General features: G+C 70.2%; 20 protein-coding genes. 9 read left to right on the top strand and 11 right to left on the bottom strand.

Annotated features, from left to right (window positions below):
• Window positions 1-10: 10 nt before the first annotated feature.
• From R3A49_02570 to R3A49_02560, 3 genes are read right to left on the bottom strand one after another with little or no spacing between them, the layout of a single operon-like run.
• On the bottom strand, window positions 11-724 hold the full coding sequence (locus R3A49_02570; GenBank protein ID MEZ5169614.1) for an ABC transporter permease: 714 nt from the start codon (window positions 722-724) through the stop codon (window positions 11-13).
• 11 nt (window positions 725-735) lie between these two features.
• Window positions 736-1,701: an ABC transporter ATP-binding protein gene (locus tag R3A49_02565; protein MEZ5169613.1), complete on the bottom strand. Its 966-nt coding sequence runs from the start codon at window positions 1,699-1,701 to the stop codon at window positions 736-738.
• Window positions 1,698-2,762 (bottom strand): polyprenyl synthetase family protein, encoded by a 1,065-nt coding sequence (locus R3A49_02560; protein MEZ5169612.1) that lies wholly within the window; start codon window positions 2,760-2,762, stop codon window positions 1,698-1,700. Before R3A49_02560 ends, R3A49_02565 begins: the two co-directional genes overlap by 4 nt.
• 53 nt (window positions 2,763-2,815) lie before the next feature.
• On the opposite strand from R3A49_02560, the gene R3A49_02555 reads away from it, so the two are divergent.
• Window positions 2,816-3,202, top strand: a complete 387-nt coding sequence (locus R3A49_02555) for an SCP2 sterol-binding domain-containing protein (protein ID MEZ5169611.1) — start codon at window positions 2,816-2,818, stop codon at window positions 3,200-3,202.
• 18 nt (window positions 3,203-3,220) lie between these two features.
• A complete protein-coding gene (locus tag R3A49_02550; GenBank protein ID MEZ5169610.1) occupies window positions 3,221-3,856 on the top strand; it encodes a hypothetical protein in 636 nt (211 codons plus the stop codon).
• 18 nt (window positions 3,857-3,874) lie between these two features.
• Here R3A49_02550 and R3A49_02545 read toward each other — a convergent pair whose 3' ends face one another.
• From R3A49_02545 to R3A49_02525, 5 genes are read right to left on the bottom strand one after another with little or no spacing between them, the layout of a single operon-like run.
• Window positions 3,875-4,381 (bottom strand): FxsA family protein, encoded by a 507-nt coding sequence (locus R3A49_02545; protein MEZ5169609.1) that lies wholly within the window; start codon window positions 4,379-4,381, stop codon window positions 3,875-3,877.
• Window positions 4,382-4,419: 38 nt separating this feature from the next.
• Window positions 4,420-5,187, bottom strand: coding sequence for an SDR family oxidoreductase (locus tag R3A49_02540; protein MEZ5169608.1), 768 nt, complete (start codon window positions 5,185-5,187; stop codon window positions 4,420-4,422).
• Between the two features lie 10 nt (window positions 5,188-5,197).
• Entirely contained in the window at window positions 5,198-6,097 is a 900-nt protein-coding gene (locus R3A49_02535; GenBank protein MEZ5169607.1) for a 5'-3' exonuclease H3TH domain-containing protein, read from the bottom strand.
• A 10-nt stretch (window positions 6,098-6,107) separates the two neighbouring features.
• Window positions 6,108-6,584, bottom strand: coding sequence for an SRPBCC family protein (locus tag R3A49_02530; GenBank protein ID MEZ5169606.1), 477 nt, complete (start codon window positions 6,582-6,584; stop codon window positions 6,108-6,110).
• Window positions 6,581-7,483 (bottom strand): COX15/CtaA family protein, encoded by a 903-nt coding sequence (locus R3A49_02525; GenBank protein MEZ5169605.1) that lies wholly within the window; start codon window positions 7,481-7,483, stop codon window positions 6,581-6,583. The genes R3A49_02530 and R3A49_02525 overlap by 4 nt, the downstream gene beginning before the upstream one ends.
• A 96-nt stretch (window positions 7,484-7,579) precedes the next feature.
• On the opposite strand from R3A49_02525, the gene R3A49_02520 reads away from it, so the two are divergent.
• Entirely contained in the window at window positions 7,580-8,122 is a 543-nt protein-coding gene (locus R3A49_02520) for an HD domain-containing protein (GenBank protein ID MEZ5169604.1), read from the top strand.
• Between the two features lie 25 nt (window positions 8,123-8,147).
• Here the strand turns inward: R3A49_02520 and R3A49_02515 are convergent, their stop codons facing one another.
• Window positions 8,148-8,666, bottom strand: coding sequence for a gamma carbonic anhydrase family protein (locus R3A49_02515; protein ID MEZ5169603.1), 519 nt, complete (start codon window positions 8,664-8,666; stop codon window positions 8,148-8,150).
• Between the two features lie 118 nt (window positions 8,667-8,784).
• Here R3A49_02515 and R3A49_02510 point away from each other — a divergent pair, with 118 nt between their 5' ends.
• The 4 genes from R3A49_02510 (at window position 8,785) to pgi (ending at window position 13,060) form a co-directional block, all read left to right on the top strand.
• Window positions 8,785-9,963 carry a hypothetical protein gene (locus tag R3A49_02510; protein ID MEZ5169602.1) on the top strand — a complete coding sequence of 393 codons (1,179 nt, stop codon included), beginning with the start codon at window positions 8,785-8,787 and terminating at the stop codon, window positions 9,961-9,963.
• Window positions 9,964-10,076: 113 nt separating this feature from the next.
• The gene (locus R3A49_02505) at window positions 10,077-10,574 is read left to right on the top strand and encodes a M23 family metallopeptidase (protein MEZ5169601.1); all 498 of its coding nucleotides are present in this window, start codon (window positions 10,077-10,079) and stop codon (window positions 10,572-10,574) included.
• 127 nt (window positions 10,575-10,701) lie between these two features.
• Window positions 10,702-11,388 (top strand): ribose-5-phosphate isomerase RpiA, encoded by a 687-nt coding sequence (gene rpiA, locus R3A49_02500; protein MEZ5169600.1) that lies wholly within the window; start codon window positions 10,702-10,704, stop codon window positions 11,386-11,388.
• 58 nt (window positions 11,389-11,446) lie between these two features.
• The gene (gene pgi / locus R3A49_02495; GenBank protein MEZ5169599.1) at window positions 11,447-13,060 is read left to right on the top strand and encodes a glucose-6-phosphate isomerase; all 1,614 of its coding nucleotides are present in this window, start codon (window positions 11,447-11,449) and stop codon (window positions 13,058-13,060) included.
• Window positions 13,061-13,094: 34 nt separating this feature from the next.
• On the opposite strand, the gene R3A49_02490 is transcribed toward pgi, so the two are convergent.
• Complete coding sequence (locus tag R3A49_02490; GenBank protein ID MEZ5169598.1) at window positions 13,095-15,404, bottom strand: UvrD-helicase domain-containing protein; 2,310 nt, start codon at window positions 15,402-15,404, stop codon at window positions 13,095-13,097.
• A gap of 38 nt (window positions 15,405-15,442) precedes the next feature.
• Here R3A49_02490 and R3A49_02485 point away from each other — a divergent pair, with 38 nt between their 5' ends.
• Window positions 15,443-15,940 carry a nuclear transport factor 2 family protein gene (locus R3A49_02485; protein ID MEZ5169597.1) on the top strand — a complete coding sequence of 166 codons (498 nt, stop codon included), beginning with the start codon at window positions 15,443-15,445 and terminating at the stop codon, window positions 15,938-15,940.
• 2 nt (window positions 15,941-15,942) lie between these two features.
• Here R3A49_02485 and R3A49_02480 read toward each other — a convergent pair whose 3' ends face one another.
• Window positions 15,943-17,607, bottom strand: coding sequence for a GAF domain-containing sensor histidine kinase (locus R3A49_02480; GenBank protein MEZ5169596.1), 1,665 nt, complete (start codon window positions 17,605-17,607; stop codon window positions 15,943-15,945).
• Between the two features lie 89 nt (window positions 17,608-17,696).
• On the opposite strand from R3A49_02480, the gene R3A49_02475 reads away from it, so the two are divergent.
• Window positions 17,697-18,839 carry a lysylphosphatidylglycerol synthase transmembrane domain-containing protein gene (locus tag R3A49_02475; GenBank protein ID MEZ5169595.1) on the top strand — a complete coding sequence of 381 codons (1,143 nt, stop codon included), beginning with the start codon at window positions 17,697-17,699 and terminating at the stop codon, window positions 18,837-18,839.
• The last annotated feature ends 3 nt before the right edge of the window (window positions 18,840-18,842 follow it).

Below are 18,842 nucleotides of genomic sequence, written 5' to 3'. Positions count from 1 at the left end.
TGCGACGCGGCTACTCCTCCCAGCGGAAGATCCGCACCGCGACGACGGGAGCGGCGACGGCCCACGCCACGAGGACGAGCGCCTCACCCGTGGGGAACGACGCGGAGGTGTCGAGCACACCACGGACGGTCTCGGCGAGTGCCGCGCCGGGCAGGATCCGCGCCACGGCCTCGAAGGCCCCGGGCAGCTTGTCGAGGGGGTAGGCCATCCCCCCCAGGAACAGCAGCACCAGGAACAGGCCGTTCGACACCGCCAGGTTGACCTCGGCGCGCAGCGATCCGGCGAGAGCGAGCCCGATGCCGGCGAAGGCAAGGGTTCCCACGAGCAGGACGAGGAAGGCCGGCAGGAGCATGGGTGTGAGCTCCCAGCCGAGTGCCCAGCCCGTCAGGACGATGAGAATCGACTGCACGATCTCGACCACGAGGACCTGGAGTGTCTTGGCGGTGAGGAGCCCCGCGCGGGACAGCGGTGTGACCCCCAGCCTCTTCAGCACGCCGTAGTGGCGTTCGTATCCCGTGTTGATGCCGAGGCTGACCATCGCCGTCGACATCACGGCGAGTGCCAGGACACCCGGCACGAGGAAGTCGATGGGCTCGGAGACCTCCGACAGCGAATCGACTCGCGCGAAGAAGATCAGGATGCCCAGTGGGATGGCGAGCGTCACGAGGAGACTCTCACCGCGACGCATCGACAGCGTGAGCTCGGTTCGCGCTTGGGCGGTCACCGCCGGCCGGTTCACGGGGCGTCGACCCCGAGGTCGCCCGGCACCACGGCGGGACGGCCGGTCCGGGTGAGGCGGAGGAACACCTCTTCGAGCGATCGACGCCCGGACCGCAGCCCCGTGAGTGTCACGTCACGTTCGGCGAGCCACGCAGCGAGGCCGGCGATGAGCGCCGGGGTGGCGGCGGTCCGGAGGACGTATTCGCCGGGTCGCTCCTCTGCGACGCGGTCGGCGCCGAGCCCCACGTGGCGGGCGAGGGCGGCGGTGTCGAGTGCCGGCGCGGCGGAGAAGCGGACCTCGGGGGGGCCGCCGCCGGTCGTGATGTCGTCGGGTGTCCCGAGCGCCACGAGACGCCCGTGATCGACGATGGCCAGCCGGTCGCACAGCTGCTCGGCTTCGTCCATCCCGTGGGTCGTGAGCACGACGGTGGCTCCCGACGCCCGGAGCTCACAGATGATGTCCCAGGTGTCGGCACGGGCGTGGGGATCCATGCCCGCTGTGGGCTCGTCGAGGAACACCAGCTCGGGTCTCCCGACGAGGGCGAGCGCCAGCGACAGGCGCTGCGACTCGCCGCCCGAGAGGCGCCGGGCCGTGGTGGCGTTGCGGTCAGTGAGGCCCACGACGTCGAGTAGGCGCTCGGGGTCGTCGGGGTCGGGGTAGTAGGCGGCGAACAACTCGAGCATCTCGAGGGGCCGCAGACCCGGGTAGAGGCCACCCTCCTGGAGCATCACGCCGATACGCGCGCGCAGGTCGGTGCCCTCCGCGGCCGGATCGAGGCCGAGGACCTCGACGGAACCGCCATCCGGACGCCGGTAGCCCTCGAGGATCTCGACGGTGGTGGTCTTTCCCGCCCCGTTGGGCCCGAGCAGGCCGAACACCTCCCCTGTCTCGACCGTGAAGCTCAGGTCGCGCACGGCGGTGTGGTCGCCGTAGCGTTTCACCAGGTCGTGGACGACGATCGCGGGACGGGTGCCGCTCACCGGTCGCGCCAGGCCACGAACACGGCGAGCTCCTTCAGGCCGATCCTCGCCTCCTCGGTGACGGGGGCCGCAGCGAGCGCGTCGAGCGACTCCGAGACCAGGTCCTCGATCGTCTCCTCCGCCGTCTGTCGGGCGCCCGTCTCCTCGATGACGTGTTGCAGCCGCTCGATGTCGTCGTCGGTGAGGTCCGGTCGACCGAGCCGGTCGAGCAGGCGCTGATCGGCGACGGAGGCCCGTTCCGCCGCAACGGCGAGCATGGGTGTGGGCTTGCCCTCGCGGAGATCGTCACCCACGGGCTTGCCGGTGAGCGCGGAGTCACCGAAGACCCCGAGGATGTCGTCGCGCAGCTGGAATGCCCGTCCGAGGGGCAGGCCGATCCTGCTCAGGGGCGCCCGCAACACGTCGAGGCGTCCTGCGATCGCCGCTCCGAGATGGAGGGGCCGCTCGACTGTGTACTTGCCCGACTTGAACACGGCGATCCGCTCGGCAGCAGCGTGGTCGCGGGTCCGAGCCGCGGTGCCCGCGAGGTCGAGGTACTGGCCGACGCACAGTTCGAGGCGGAGCTCGTCGAAGACGGCACGTGCCTGCGCCGACACGCCGGCGAGGAGCTGGTCGGAGTAGACGAAGGCGAAGTCGCCGATGAGGACGGCTCCGCCCTCACCGTACCGCCGCGACTCCCCCGCCCACTGCGAGGCGGCGTGCCGGTCCGTGAGGTGCCGGTGCGCCGTTGCCTGGCCGCGTCGCAGCGACGAGCCGTCCATCACGTCGTCGTGTACGAGGGCCATCGTGTGGAGCAGCTCGACCGCCGCCCCGGCGTCGAGGACGGTCTGCGAGGCGGGGTCTCCCCCACCTGCGACGTGGCCCCAGTGGCAGAAGGCGGGACGGAGCCGCTTTCCCCCTGCCTCGACGAGGCGGAGGAGCTCCCGGAGGGGCTCGTCGAGAACGGGATCCACTCCCGACAAGCGCTGTCTCTCGGACTCCAGCAGGTCGATGATCCGGCGCTGCGCGCGCCGCCCGATCTCGCCGAGCTGCGCCGGAAGCCGGTCGGGCGCTGCATCCATCGGCCCACTGTAGGCAAGGCCCCCTCGACGCCGGGACTCTAGGCTCGCGGGTCATGGTCGAGTTCCTGTCGCCGGAATGGGTCGCGGCCCTGGTGGAGCACGCAGGCGACCGGGGCGATGTGTCCGGCGTGTCCGTCGAGCACGTCGTGCCCGATGCTCCGTCGGGACCGGTGCGCTACCGCCTGATCCTCGGCGGCGAAGGGGTACGTGTCGACGCCGATCCCGCCGGGCCGGCGGACCTCACCGTGGAGACGGATTTCGCCACGGCGGTGCGGCTCCACCGCGGTGAGTGGAGCGCCCAGGACGCTGCGACGGCCGGTCACCTGAAGCTCCAGGGGCGGATCTCGGTGCTTCGCGACACCCGTGATCTGGTCGACGGCCTCGGCGATGTCTTCGGCGCACTCAGGACCGACACGGACATGGCGACACCCGACGCGTGACGGGAAGGACCTTCGGTGGTGACGCCCGACTTCGAGGAGCTCAGGATGCTCGCCCGGTGGTCGGGCGACGATCCGGAGGCCCTCGCCGCGGCTGCCGCTGACGCCCTGGTGTCCTTCGCCGTCGATCCTGCCGGCCTCGTCGTGGCGTGCCGCCGTCTCGTCGGCCACAACCGGGCCGTCGCCCCCGTCTGGTGGGTTGCGGCGAGCGTGCTGACCTCGGACGATCCCGCCGGTGCTGCGGGCGAGTGCGCACGTCGACTGGAACAGGCGCCGACGCTGCACGCCCTCGTCGACGCTGCACACGGCGACCCCTCCGACGACGTCGCCGGCCTCTCCCCGATTCTCGTCGAGGTCGAGGCCACCGACGGCGCGGCGGCGCTGCTCACCGGGGCGGCCGTGTCGCTGCTCGACGCCGAGGAACGGACCGCCCCGGTCTGGGCGGTCGTGCGCGTGGGGCGCTACCTGCCGGGCGAGCTGTTCCGTGCGATGTGCGAAACGCTCGCGCCGTCTCCTGGCGACGCCGCCGGACCCACGCTGCGAGAGCTGGACGGCTTCGCCGCCGTCGTCGGGCCACGCGGCCGGGGGACCGCGGAGCGCGCACTGGGCCGGCCGCTGTGCGGCGCACCACCCGAGTTGTTGCGCCCCTTCACGTAGCGCGCGGCGGGAGTCGGGCTACGGCGGGCCTCCCGGGTCCTCCTGTGGTGGTGAGCCCGGCGGGCCCGGGGGCAGGGCACCGGGAGGCGGGCGGCGGTCGGATCCGTCCGCGGAACTGGTCTCCCGACCGGTCGACACGACCGTCCAGGTGCTCGACACGCGCTGCACCCGTCTCCGCCACCGCCGGAACAAGAGGAGTTGGGCACCGGACCGGACCGGTGGGAGCAGCAGCAGGAGCCCCACGGCGTCGGTGAGGAATCCCGGAACGAGAAGGAGGAGCCCGGCGATGAGAACGAGGAGGCCGTGGACGAGATCTCGGCCGGGGATCTCCCCTGCGTTGAGCTTCTCCCGGACCCTTGCCAGGACGGCCAGGCCCTGGCGGCGCGCGAGCCAGGCTCCGCCGATCGAGATCACCAGCAGCAGGGCGACGGTTTCGGCGGCGCCGACCAGCCGGGCGACCTCGACCGCCAGGTAGAGCTCGACGACCGGGAGCGCGACCACGAGGATCACGACCAGCATTCCCATGTTCTGCAAGCGTACCGGCGGTGCCGCGCGACGCTCCGTCACATGGGGGACGGAGCACCGCCGTCGACGTAGATCGTCTGACCCGAGATGTAGCCGGCCTGCTCGGAGACGAGGTACCGCACGACGTCGGCGACATCCTCGGGGGCGCAGACACGGCCGAGGGGAAACCCCTCGTCGAGTGAGCGGATGTCGTCCACCCCCAGGGCGCCCTTGACGAGGCGCCGTCCCATCTCGGTGTCGACCAGACCGGGCGCCACCACGTTCACGTGGACGCCGTTGGCGATCTCCTCCTTCGCCAGTGTCACCGCCAGGGCCTCGAGTGACGCCTTCGCCATGCTGTAGGGCAGCGACCCGGCCGGAAGGAACTTGGTGGCGACGCTCGACACCATCACGACGTCGGAGCGGTCGTGGTTGCGCATCGACGGTACGAGCAGGCTGCTCAGTGAGAAGGCGCCGAAGGCGTGGACCCTCCACAGGTGCTCCACCTCGTCGGGGTCCGTGGCGACGACGGCATTGCCGCGGCTGGCGATCCCCGCCGAGTGGACGAGGATGTCGATCGAGCCGAAGTCGTCGAGGACCTCCGAGGCGATGCGCTCGTTGTCGGTGTGCGACCCGACCGAACCCGAGTAGGCACCCGAACGACGGCCCAGCGACTTGATCTCCCCCACCGTCGCGAGTGCGGCGTCTTCGTCCTTGCGGTAGTTGACGGCCACGTCGGCTCCGTCGGTCGCCAGGCCGAGGGCGACGGCCCGGCCGATTCCCCGCCCTCCGCCCGTGACGAGAGCGGTGCGTCCTTCCAGGGTCATGGCGGTCCTCTCACGGGGCGGTCAACGTGGCGGCCAGGGCGTGGGCCCGCTCGGCGAGACCGGGCGCGTCGAGCGATGCGGCAACCTCGGCGAAATCCTCGCGCGGGCCGTTCCAGCGCCAGGACTCCACCGACCCGATCTCGACATCGGCAGCGACGTCGGTCCGCAGACGAGCGAGGTTCCGGAACGCCTCGGCGTCGCCCATCTGGTCAGCCAGCGTGGCGGCCAGTCGCCGGGCACCGCGGACCTGCACGGACCAGTCCTCACCCAGGCGCGGAATCGCCTCGAGGTGCCCGTACTCGGCGAGAACGGTGGACGCCGACTTGGCGCCCCAGCCCGGCAACCCCGGGAAGCCATCGGCCGAATCACCGACCAGGGCGAGGTAGTCGGGAATGGATGGAGGATCGACGCCGAAGCGCTCACGCACACCGTGGGCGTCGTCGATCCTGTTGTTCCGTCGGTCGAACTGTACGACCCGGTCGCCGCGAACGCACTGGGCCAGGTCCTTGTCGGGCGTGCAGATCAGGACGGTGTCGACCTCTGGGGTCGCGTCCGCCACGGCGGCTCCGGCGGCGAGGCCGTCGTCGGCTTCGAACTCCACCATGGGCCAGACGGTCACGCCCGCGGCATCCAGGGCATCCTCGAGGGGCCCGAACTGGGACCAGAGGTCGGGGTCGATCCCCTCACCCGTCTTGTAGCCGTCCCAGAGATCGTTGCGGAACGACTCGACGACGTGGTCGGTGGCGACACCGACATGCGTGGCGCCGTCTTCCAGGAGTGCAAGCACGGAGCCGACGACACCGCGTGTCGCCGACACCTCACGCCCGTCGGCCGTCACGTGCTCCGGGAGCGCGTAGTAGTGGCGAAAGAGCTCGTAGGTACCGTCGACGAGATGGACGCGGATTCCCACAGCCGGGACGCTACCGCCCGGCACCCGTGCCCGTGAGTGCCCTGTCCCGGAACTGCTCGAAACCGGTCCGCACGATCCGGTCGTGGCCCCACAGCATGAGGGGGCGCCCGACGACGGCGAGCCGTCGCAACATGGCGGCGCGAAGCTCGAGGTCCCAGCTCAGATGCAGGCTGGTCCCCCCGGACCGCTCGGCGAGTTCCAGCCGGGCGGGGCCGGCGAGGTCGCCGTCGATCACGGCGTCGAGCCGACGGCCCGGCACGACAGCGCCGATCCGGATCTCGACGGTGAGTGTGTAGGGCAGCGGTGCCTTGATGACCCCGCGGGCACTGCCACCGGGCGTCAGACCGTCCTCGGTGTCGAGTGTGCGCAACCACGGCCACCAGTCGGTGTAGCGGTCGGTGTCGGACAGCGCCTCCCAGCATCTCTGTGGTGAGGCCGCGACCGTGAAGGCGTCGTCGAACGGGAAGCGATCGCTCCGGGCCGTCACGGCGCCGGCTCGCGGGTGAAGCACCGTTCGTGCAGGAAGACGGCCGTACTCCAGATCGCGACCGCCCCCGCCACGTGGATGCCGACGAGCACGGGTGGGAGCTCGTTGAAGTACTGCACGTAGCCGACCGTCGCCTGCGCGAGGAGGAGCAGCAGGAGGGTGCGCGCCGCGGGAACGAGGCGTTCCCGCCCGCTGTCGCGGGACTCCAGCCACGCGGTCGTCAACAGCACGATGACGAGAAGAATCACCGCGCCGGCGTGGATCCGGGTGACGTCCGGGAGTTCGAAGGAGAAGCGCTGAGCATCCTCGTCGCCGCCGTGTGGCCCCGACGCGGTGACGACGGTTCCGGTGAACACGACGACAGCGGTCAGCGCCAAGACCACCCGGGCGCGGGTGAGGAGCCGCCCTGAGACAGCACGTCGGGGTGGGCCGTCGGGCTTTCCCGCCCGGTAGTGCAGGACGACCGCGTTCCACACGAGCACCATGGACAGCAGGAAGTGCCCCATCACGAAGGGCGGTCGTAGCTCGAAGAGTACCGTCAGGCCTCCCAGGACGATCTGTGCGACCACACCGGCCACGAGGCCGAGCGAGAGGTACACGAGGTCGCGCCGTCGTGGTCGTCGCAGGATGCTGCCGAGCACGGCCGCGATGACCGCCATCGACACCAGGCCGGTCACCATCCGGTTCACGAACTCGATCATGGCGTGGTACTCGAGGGGCGCCACGAGCGATCCGGGCTCACAGTTGGGCCAGTCACTGCACCCGAGCCCGGATCCCGTGAGGCGCACGGCGGCACCGGTCACGATGATGAACGCCAGGGCGAGCAGGGCGAAAAGCGTCACCACGCGGTAGGTACGGGGCGAGATCGACACGGTGCGGGCTCGTGCGGTCGTTCTCACCGGGCAAACCGTACGGGAGCCTCCGCAGGCCGGTCCCATCGGTCCTGCACCGCCGGGCATTGCGTGTCGTCGGCTGGTCAGGGGAGACTCTCCCCGATGACCTCCTTCACGCGCATGGACGAGAGCACCGCCGAGCAGTGGGCGACAATCGGCGGGGAGACCCTCCGCAACCAGCCCCGTGTGGCCGAGGGGATCCTGGCGATGCTGCGCTCACTCGCCGCCATCACCGACGGTTTCGCCGTCGACCAGCTCACGCACTCCCTCCAGACGGCCGCACTGGCGGAGGCCGACGGCGCATCCGACGAGATGGTGGTCGCGGCCCTCTGCCACGACGTCGGCAAGGCCGTGTCGGTCCCCAACCACCCCGAGATCGCCGCTGCGATCCTCACTCCCTACGTGAGCGACGACGTCTCCTGGGCCATCCGGGTCCACCAGGACTTCCAGACGCGCCACTACAACCACCACTTCGGCGCCGACCGCAACCTCCGCGACAACCACCGCGGCCACACGGCCTACGAGATGGCCGAACACTTCGCCGACGACTGGGACCAGGTGGCCTTCGACCCCGACCGTCGCACTCCCCCACTGGAGCGCTACGAGGATCGGGTCCGCGAGGTGTTCGCGTCGCCTCGCTACTGAGTCAACACGTGCTGAAAGAGCACGTTCAGTCGATACGCCGCAGCTCCCGCCGGTAGCGGCGTGCATTGTCGACGTAGTTGGCCGCGTTCGCAGCGATCTCGTCGGCGTCGACGCTGTTGGGCCGGATCGTTGCCGGGACACCCAGCGCCATCGCCCCCGACGGGACGACCGTGTCGTTCGGCACCAGTGCTGCGGCGCCGACGAGCGCTCCCGACTCCACCGTGACCCGGTGCAGCACGATCGACCCCGAGCCGATCAGGGAGCCATCGCGGATCGTGCAGCACTCCATGTGCACGAGATGCCCGACGACGCAACCCTCGCCGACGAGGGTCGGGTGTGTCGCGGTGGCGTGGATCACCGAGCCGTCCTGGATGGAGGTACGCGCGCCGATCTCGATTCGCCCGTAGTCGCCGCGCAGGACGGCGCCGGGCCACACGCTCGCGTCGGCGTGCACCGTCACGTCCCCGATGAGCGTGGCGTCGGGATGCACGAAGGCGTCGGCGTGGACAGTGGGCTCGACGTCGCCCAGCGCGTAGAGGGTCATGGCCCGAGTCTGCCCTCCCTGAACGCTCGGGGTGCAGCCGGGGCGGGGCAACGAATCCGGCAGGCGGTCACATGGGATGGGTGGCCGCCCGGCGAGGCACCGCTACCCTGCCCTGTCCGTGGCCAACCACCTCCTCGATCTCGCCCTGTGGCCGCTCCGAACGGCCCGGCGCCTCGGCGCCCGCGCGCTCATGGACGTGCTGGACAGGCGCCGGCACCCCATCGTCCTCATGCACGGCTTCATGGGCTTCGCCCGCATGGGGCCCCTCGAATACTTCGTGGGCGTGAAGGAGGCGTTGGAGCTCGAGGGGTTCCGTGTCCACACTCCCACCGTGGACCCGCTCAACACCTTCGAGTACCGGGCCTACGAGTGGGTCTACGGGCGACCGCCAGGCACCGACGACGTTGCGAACGCCGAGCGGGTGTTCCGGCCCCGTGGCCGCGGGTACCGCGTGCTCGACCATCGATTTCGGCCGCATCTCGCCGACATCTACCTGCACACGCGGCGCCCCGTTCACCTCGTGGCCCACAGTCAGGCCGCCGTTGACGCGCGCTACGTGGCGTCGCCCGACGGGCTCGGCTCCTGGCGGCTCTTCGACGACCCCACATTCGATGAGGAGCTCCGTGATCTGACGGTCGCCGACTGCATCGCGTCGGTCACGACGATCGGTGGGCCCCACAACGGCGTTCTCGTCGCCGACGACACGGAGCTGGTCACAGATTTCGTGCAGAACGTCCTGCTCCCCGACATCGACCGTGTCATCTCGCTGTTCAGCCACGACGAGTCGGCGCTGTACCGGGCGGCGCGCGAGTTCGGACGGGCCTACATGCTCGGCGAGTTCAACCAGCGCTACGCCGACCACGACGACGTCGACTACTTCTCCGTGGCGGGAATCACCAACGAGTACCAGGTCACGTTGTTCCTCAAGCCCTTCTACGAGCTCACCCGATACAACGAGAAGTTCGAGAAGGACGACAACGACGGGTTCGTGCCGGTAGCGAGCGCGAAGTGGCCGGTCCTGTCGGTCGACGACATCACGACCGGTTCCGAGCCCTCGATGCACGGGTTCGCCCTGGATCGGCCCCACCAACCGGAACGGCATGGTCGATGGCAGTTCCTCGGCCTCGTCTACGCCGACCACGTCAATCAGATCGGGTTCCCCCTCAGCTTCCCCCGCAACCACATCTTCCACCACCTGAAGTTCTACGCCGGCCTGGCCCGGCACCTGACCGGTGAGCACCCCGACGGGACCCGCCTCCGCCCCGACGGGGCCTGGGGCCCGTCCCCGACCCCCTGACCCGCCGGGATGGTGCGTTCCCGTTGCGTATGGCAACACGAACGCACCATCTCGGGCAGGGGCGGGATGCAGCACGCGCTCAAGAATCGCTCCGGGTGTGCCGAAACGGTGGAATGCGTAACCATCCGATGCGCTTCATCGTTCCGGTCGCCGCCGCTCTCTTCGTCCTGAGCGCGTGCGTGCCACCCGATCCGCTCCCGCCGGGGACGAACCCGAGCCCGGGGATGCGCTGCCCCGTCACGGGATCGATCAGCTTCAGCAACGACTGGCATGCGCCCCGCGGCTCGTCGTTCCACGAGGGCAACGACATCTTCGCCGCCTACGGTCGGCCCAATGTCGCCGCCGTTGCGGGCACGATCGACCAGCGATGGGGATCCCGACAGGGCAACGCCATCTGGCTGCACGGTGATGACGGCAAGCTGTACTTCTACGCCCACCTGGCGTCGTGGGTCGGTCCCGACAACCGCCGGGTCAAGCCCGGCGAGGTGATCGGCTACACCGGCAACACCGGCGACGCCTCCGGCGGTGCGCACCACACCCATTTCGAGATCCGCCTCGACTGGGACAGGATCGTCAACCCGTACCCCGCTCTCACGGCGGCGTGCGGCTGACAGTATCCACCGGTCGGCTGTCGCCGAGCGCTCTGCGTCACCGCGCTAGCGTCGCAGCGATGCAGCACACCACCGGCACGACGACCCCGCCGGTCGTCGTCCACCCGCCTCGCGCTGTCGGTACGCCGTGAGCGAGACGGGTCCGGCGACGGGCCCGGGTGCCGTCGCCAAGGAGGCCGTCGGTCGTCATGCGGCCGGCCTCGTGTCCGACGGGATGAAGGTGGGCCTGGGAACCGGCTCGACCGTGTACTACACGATCCTCGAACTGGCCGAGCGCGCCCCCGACATCACCTGTATCGGAACGAGCGACAAGACCGAGGCGCTGGCGCGGGGCAAGGGGCTCACTGTCGTGACCCCCGGAGAGATCGGCACACTCGACATCGCCATCGACGGGGCCGACGAGGTCGATCCGTCGACCAACCTCGTGAAGGGTGGTGGTGGGGCCCTGACCCGGGAGAAGATCGTGGCGGAGCTCGCCGATGAGTTCGTCGTGGTCGTGGACTCCTCCAAGCTCGTCGACACGCTCGGCGCCTTCGGGCTGCCCTTCGAGGTCGTCGAATTCGGCGTCGAACCGGTCCGTCATCGCCTCCTGGGCCTCGGAGCGGCCACTGTCACCGTCCGCGAAACGACGAGCGACAACGGCAACCCGCTTCTCGACGCCGACTTCTTCCCCATCAGCGACCCGGAGTCGCTGGCGCGCGAGTGTGCCGACATCCCCGGCGTCATCGAACACGGGATCTTCCCGGCGCGGATCGTCGAGCAGGTCCTGGTGGCCGGCGACGGCACGGTCGAGCGCATGGACCGCAGGGGATGACCGGTCCGCGCTCGACCCTCGGCCCGAAGAGCGGACCCACCCGGAAGGGACAGACACGATGAGCATCACCACCTCAGCGGAATGGCAGGCACTCGCCGACCACTTCGACACCGTCGAGGACCTCCACCTGCGCGACCTCTTCGCCGATGATCCCGACCGCGGCACCACGATGAGTGCCGAGGCCGGCGACATCTACCTCGACTACTCGAAGAACCGGATCACCGCCGACACCCTGCCTCTCCTCCTCGCCCTCACCGAGCGCGCCGGCCTCCGCCGGGGCATCGACGCCATGTTCGCTGGAGAGAAGATCAACGTCACCGAGCGCCGCGCCGTCCTGCACACTGCCCTGCGGGCACCCCGCGGCGCCGTCATCGAGGTCGACGGCCACAACGTCGTTCCCGATGTCCACGCCGTCCTCGACCGCATGGCCGACTTCGCCGAGCGCGTACGCAGTGGCGCCTGGACCGGAGCGACCGGCAGGAGGATCCGCAACGTGATCAACATCGGGATCGGTGGCTCCGACCTCGGCCCGGCCATGGCCTACGAGGCCCTCAAGAACTTCTCGGACCGGGACATGACGTTCCGGTACGTGTCGAACATCGACGGTACGGCTTTCGTGGAGGCGACACGGAGCCTCGATCCAGCCGAGACGCTCTTCATCGTGTGCTCCAAGACGTTCACGACACTCGAGACCATGACGAACGCCCACACGGCGCGTGACTGGGTCGTGGAGGCACTCGACGACTCGGCGGTGGAGCACCACTTCGTCGCTGCGTCCACCAACGAGGAGGGTGTCGCCGAGTTCGGGATCGACACCGACAACATGTTCCCGTTCTGGGACTGGGTCGGCGGTCGCTACTCCTACGACTCTGCGATCGGACTCTCGCTCATGGTCGCCATCGGCCCCGAGCGATTCCGCGACATGCTCGCCGGATTCCACGCCATGGACGAGCACTTCCGCACCGCGCCCTTCGAGAAGAACCTGCCCGTGCTCCTGGGCCTGATCGGCATCTGGTACAACAACTTCTTCGGCGCCCAGACGGTGGCGATCCTCCCGTACGACCAGTACCTCTGGCGGCTCACGTCGTACTTCCAGCAACTCGACATGGAGTCCGACGGCAAGTCCGTCGACCGCAACGGTGACCCGGTCGAACTCCAGACCGGCCCGATCGTGTGGGGGCAGCCGGGGACGAACGGTCAGCACGCCTACTACCAGTTGATCCACCAGGGCACGAAGCTCATCCCGTGTGACTTCATCGGTTTCGCCCGCTCGGCCCACGACCTCGGCGACCACCACAACCTCCTGATGGCCAACTACTTCGCACAGCCCGAGGCTCTCGCCTTCGGCAAGACCCGCGACGAGGTCGAGGCCGAGGGCGTGCCCGACCACCAGGTGCCCCACCGGGTGTTCCGGGGGAACCACCCGACCAACTCGCTGCTCGTATCGGAGCTCACACCCCACACCCTCGGCCAGCTCATCGCCCTCTACGAGCACAAGGTGTTCACGCAGGGTTGGATCTGGAACATCAACTCCTTCGACCAGTGGGGCGTGGAGCTCGGCAAGGTGTTGGCCAACCGGATCATTCCGGCCCTCGACGCCCCCGAGGAGCCTGATCTCGACCACGACAGCTCGACCAACGAGCTGATCAGGCGGTTCCGCCGCCTCCGGTGACACCCGCGACCCGATGTCGCCGACCCGGTCTCGGTCAGCGGAGCGCCTCGGGGAGAGGCTGCGAGTGGATCACCGTGAGCGTGCTCGTTGCACGGGTCAGGCACACGTAGAGACGTCGCAGCCCGGCGCGACGGTCGTCCCCGACGATGTCGGAGGGCTCGACCAGGATCACGTGGTCGAACTCCAGGCCCTTCGCCTCGGTCGGCGTCACGAGGGCGATCGGGGCGTCCAGCGCGTCGGGTGAGCCCCAACCCGCTGCGAGGTCACCGAGCGACGAACCGAGTGCGACGCAGAGGCCGCCGGGGGCGATGACCGCGACAGTGCCATTCCCACCGACGCTCGCGCGGGCCGCCGCGTCCGCACTGCGCACGCGGTCGTGCAGGTCGACCCGGTCGAAGCGAGGGTGCGTCCCGGTGTGGCGCACCGCCTCGGGCGGCGTGAGCCCGGGTCCGCTGGCGCGCAGCAGTCTCACAGCGGGCTCCATGATCTCGGCCGGTGTCCTGTAGTTCACCGTGAGCGTGGCCGTCGTCGAGGAGCGCGCGTCAACGACGTCGAGTACCTCCTCCCACGACCCGGCGGCTCCCGGTCGGGACGCCTGACCGAAGTCGCCGACGAGGGTGAGCGATCTCCCCGGTGCCCGTCGCCTCACCATGCGCCACTGCATGGGTGACAGATCCTGGGCCTCGTCGACGAGGACGTGGCCGTAGCCGGGGACGTCGTCGTCGGGAGCGGACGGCGGCGTGCCGGCGCCGTAGCGGCGCGCGATCTCGGCAGCGCTGACCATTCCAGAGAGCCCGAGCTCCTCGACGACGCGTCCGGCCACCTCGAGCGAGTCCTCGTCCTGTGCGCGACGTGGTCGCCAGGGACGTGCATCCGTGGTCGGGCCGAGCAGTTCGTCGGCCTCGTCGATGAGTGCGACGTCGGCAACGGACCAGTGCATCGACGCCAGGTCGGGGCCGCGGTCCCGGACGATGAGCTCCTGCTCGTCGCGGGTGAGGATCCCGGTCGCGGCCGACTTCACGAGCTCCGGGAAGCCTGACATCTCACGAAGTAGCTCGGCTCCGGAGAGCACCGGCCAGATCCGTTCGAGTATCTCCCGCGTCTCGGGGCGCTCCCGGATCCGCCGGCGCAGGTCGTCGGACCACTCGCGCTCGGGCTCCTCGCCACGGGCGGCAGCGGAGGCGGCCGACCGGTCATCGACCGAGAGATCGTCGCGGCCGGCGAGAACCCGGAGGTACCCACGTTCGAGATGGTCGAGAACGCGCTGCTCGACATAGGGCCGCCGCGAGTTGTGGGTCCCGCGACGGCGAAGGGCTCTGCGGACGATCTTCCTCGAGGCGCTCGGGGTCATCGTGACGCGGTGACCGTCGACGCGGAGGTGGACCGGCCGGGGCAGGGGTCGCTGCCGGTCCCGGAGGGCGGCGGCGAGCACGTCGGCCATCCGCACATCCCCCTTGAGACGCTCGACCGCCGGAGGGTCCGACGCGCGCACCGCGATCGTCGGCCGGAGGCGCTCGATCGTCGTCAGGCGGGCCTCCCCCTCCCCGAGGCTCGGCAGCACCTCCTCGACGTAGCGCAGGAACACGGGGCTCGGCCCGATGAAGAGGACGCCCCGCCCGGCGAGTCGCTCACGGTGCGTGTAGAGGAGGTACGCGGCCCGGTGGAGCGCGACGGCGGTCTTGCCGGTTCCCGGCCCTCCGTTCACGATGAGGGCACCGGCGAGCGGCGCGCGGATCGCGCGGTCCTGGTCGGCCTGGATCGTGGCGACGATGTCTCCCATCCGGCCCGTGCGGTGCCCCGAGATGGCACGCAGGAGTGCTCCCTCGCCGACGAGGGTGTGGCCGGCGGCCCGGCTCCTGTCGGCATCGAAGACCTCGTCGTCGAGGCCGGTGATGACCCGGCCACGGGTCTGGAAGTGCCGGCGGCGCACCACGCCCAGGGGTTCCAGTGCGGTGGCCCGGTAGAACGGTGCCGCCACCGGTGCCCGCCAGTCGACCACGAGCGCCTCCCGCGACTCGTCGTCGACGCCGACACGGCCCACATAGGCGGGGTCACCGGCCTCGAGATCGAGGCGCCCGAACACGAGGGGGCGGTCGCCGATCTCCAGCGCGCTCAGGCGCCGGCGGGTGAGATCCACCGCAGCGTCCCGCTCGAGGCGGGCCTGGTGCGTCCCGCCTCGCCCGACCTCGCGGTAGCCGTCCTCGACACGCCGGGCGGCCGCGCGCATCGCATCGAGACGTTCGTAGGCGGCGTCGACGTAGCGCTGCTCCGAGGCGATCTCGGTGTCGTGCTGAGCGCCGGTGGCGATCACCGACTCGGCCGGATCTGGGGTGGGACGGGTCACAAGACAGGGCTCCTGGGAGCCGTCTATCGTACGCCAGCGTGACGGCCGACGACCTGATGACAATCGAACGGATCAAGCGGCTCAAGTACCGCTACCTACGGTGCCTCGACCAGAAGCTCTGGGACGACCTCGCGACGTGCTTCACAGACGACGCAGAGGCCTCCTACAGCGGAGGGCGGTACCACTTCGAGGGACGGGAGGCGATCCTCGACTTCCTCGTCCGCTCGATGTCAGCGGAGACGTTCCTATCGAGTCATCGCGTCCACCACCCCGAGATCGACCTCACCGGTCCCACGTCCGCCCGTGGCACGTGGGCTCTCGACGACGTGGTCATCGAGACCGCGTGGGACATCACGATCCGCGGGGCCGCCTTCTACGAGGACGAGTACGTCCTCCACGACGACACGTGGCTCATCGCGCGAACCGGGTACCGCCGCACCTTCGAGGAGATCCAGCCCCGTGCCAGTGTCGAGGGTCTGCAGCTGACGGCCAACTGGTTCGTCGACGGAGGACGCTCCAGCCTCGACGCGGGCTGAGATCAGGCGTTGGAGCCCGACGCCCGCCGTTCCGGGACCGGGGCCGGTGAGGTGTCGGGCATCGTCGGGGACCTCACGTCGGCCACCGGACCGGTCGAGGCCTGAGTCGGCACCGGTCCCTCGACATGCACGTCGGGCCGGTCGGTCCGTGAGCCGACGCGGCGGAAGGCCACGCGGAACGCCGTTCCGCCCGACGGTGACGGCTCGGCCCACACGGTCCCACGACAGGCCTCCGCCAGGCCGCGGACGACGGTGAGGCCACGTCCACGGCCGTGCCCTGGCTCGAAGATCCGCCGACGCCTCTCCTCGTCGAGTCCGGGGCCGCCGTCGCTGACCGTCATCACGGCACGGGTGACGTCCCGTTCGATGGTGCAGCGGATGGGTCCCCGGGCGTGCCTCGTCGCGTTCTCGAGCAGCGACCCGAGAATGCGGTCGACGGCCTCTTCGTTGGCGGTCACTACGCATGGTTCTCCCGGTCGGAACTCGACAGGGGTCCCGGCTGCCCGCGCATCGCGAGTGTGGCGGTCGACCCGGGCAGTGAGGTCCACGGCCCGCAACGGAACGTGAATGCTCCCCGCACGTCGCCATTCCTCGGTGAGGTGCGCGGTCATCTCGTCGAAGCGTTTCGCCTGGGCGTCGATGAGGTCCAGCAGCCCCTGCTGTTCGAGAGCAGCATGGGGATCGGACTGCACGGAGCCCATTCGAGCCGCACCGGCGGCAGCCGTCCGCATCACCGTGATGGGCGTGCGGAGCTCGTGACCGGCGAGCACCATCAGCTCACGACGGACCTTGTCCGACTCGAGCAGCGCCGCGATCTGTTCGGTCTCGAGCGCCCGGAGCCGCGAGTTCGCCATCGCCATGGCAGCGTGCCCCGCGAAGAGGGACAGCGTCGCGATCTCGGAATCCTCGAAGTGCGCGCCGCGTGGTGCCTCCAGGAGCACGACACCGACCAGCGACCCACGATGCAGCATCGGGGCGGCCATGGCCGTTCCGGCCTGTGTCCCCTCCCGCAGCGGGCGCTCCGCCACCCGCAGCGAGCCGAGCGCGGCGTCACGCGTGCGCAGGACGTGGCCGATGATCGAGCGCGCGGCACGGAGGGTCTCGTCGCCGGCGGCGAAGCGGCCCCGCGAGGCCACGATCTCGATGTTCTCGGCGTCCGAGCGCAGAACGGCTCCATCGTCACATCCGAAGAGCTCCAGTGCGGCCGCAAGAATCTCATCGAGGACCTCGCGCGGCTCGGCGACCGAGTTGACGGTCACGGCCGCGCGCAGGAGCGCCGCCGAGCGGTTGACGTCGCGAACGAGCTGTGAGCTGCGCTCCTCCTCGGCCGCGAGCAGCCCGAGGAGCCGGCGCAGATGCGACGCCCGGACGAGTCCGTAGACAGCCAGCACGGCGGACACCAGGAGGAGCGCAGCGGCGACCGGCCCGCGCCCGACGGTCTCCTCCGGGAAGACCTCCGGTGGGAGGAGCATCACGATCGCGACGACGAGCAGCGGGAGTGCGACCAGTGCGACCAGTTCCCACGCCCGCCGGTGGACCGAGCCCCGGACACCGACCGGCGAGAGGCGGACGCCCGCCGCCCGGGCCTCGCGTTCCAGGCTCGCCCGCGTCAGCCTGTCGGGGCGTAGTGGGTCACCCCCGTGGCGCTGTGTCGAACGGGCCGTCATGTGTCCTTCCCTGTCGTTCCCTTATCGGACGGAACCTCTCCGGACCTGAGAAGCCGGGCAACCGACCGCGCCCGTCCTACTGTGGAGAGGTGCCATCCCCCGAGCCGCCCGGTCGCCGCGCCGCGCTCCCGGCCGACGACTCCGACCCACCTGCGGACGGCCCGGCGCCCGTCCAGGGTCGGATCAGCAGGAGGAAGGTGGCTCTCCGGGTCGTGCTGCTCAGCATCACCGCGCTCAGCCTCTACCTCCTGGCTCCGAGCCTGATCCGGGTCTTCGGGCAGTGGCGCAAGCTCGAGGACATCAACCCCGTCTGGTTCCTGGTGATGGCACTCCTCGAGGCCGGGAGCTTCGCCTGCGTCTGGTACCTGTTCCATGTGGCCATCCGCGACGCCGGGTGGTTCGCCATCGCCACGGCACAACTCGCGTCCAATGCCGTGAGCCGTGTCGTCCCCGGTGGGGCCGCCGCCGGTGGAGCGGTGCAGTACAAGATGCTGGCCACGTCGGGGGCCGATCCGGCGGCCGCCGCCTCCGCGCTCACCGCTGTCTCGCTGATCTCCACGGCGACGGTCTTCGCGCTCCCTCTCCTGAGCCTTCCCGCGATCATCGGTGGGACGCCGGTCCCCAACGGTCTCGCACAGGCAGCCTGGATCGGCGCCGGTGCCTTCCTCGTGATGTTCGCTGTCGGCGTCGTCGCGTTGCGCACCGACCGGCCGGTCCGGTTCACCGGGGCGTTGATCGAGCGGTTCCTCGCCTTCGTGCGCCGCAGTGGGCCTCCTGCGGGAACCCTCCCCGACCGTCTCGTCGTGGAGCGGGACAGGATCAAGGTGTCGCTCGGCAGGCGCTGGGTCCGGGCCGTGGCGGCGGCGGTCGGCAACTGGGGTCTCGACTACCTTGCGCTGCTCGCCGCCCTCACGGCGGTGGGCGCACACCCCGACCCGTCGCTCGTCCTGCTCGCCTTCACCGCGGCGGCCGTCCTGTCGATGATCCCGATCACGCCCGGTGGGCTGGGTTTCGTGGAGGCGGGGCTCACGGCCACGCTGGCCCTCGCGGGTGTGAGTGCCGGCGATGCCGCCGTCGCGACCCTCGCCTACCGCCTCGTCTCGTACTGGCTTCCCCTCCCCGCCGGGGCGGTCGCGTACTGGTTGTTCGCGCGCCGCTACCACGTCCGCGATGACGGTGGCACCCTCATCGACACCGTCCAGTCGGCGACAGCGTCGCCGCCCGGGCGGTAGCTT

It is taken from the genome of Acidimicrobiia bacterium (assembly GCA_041394025.1).
GTDB lineage: Bacteria > Actinomycetota > Acidimicrobiia > IMCC26256 > JAOSJL01 > JAOSJL01.
Note: the sequence above shows the minus strand (reverse complement) of the source record. Positions and strands in the feature narration are given on the sequence as shown.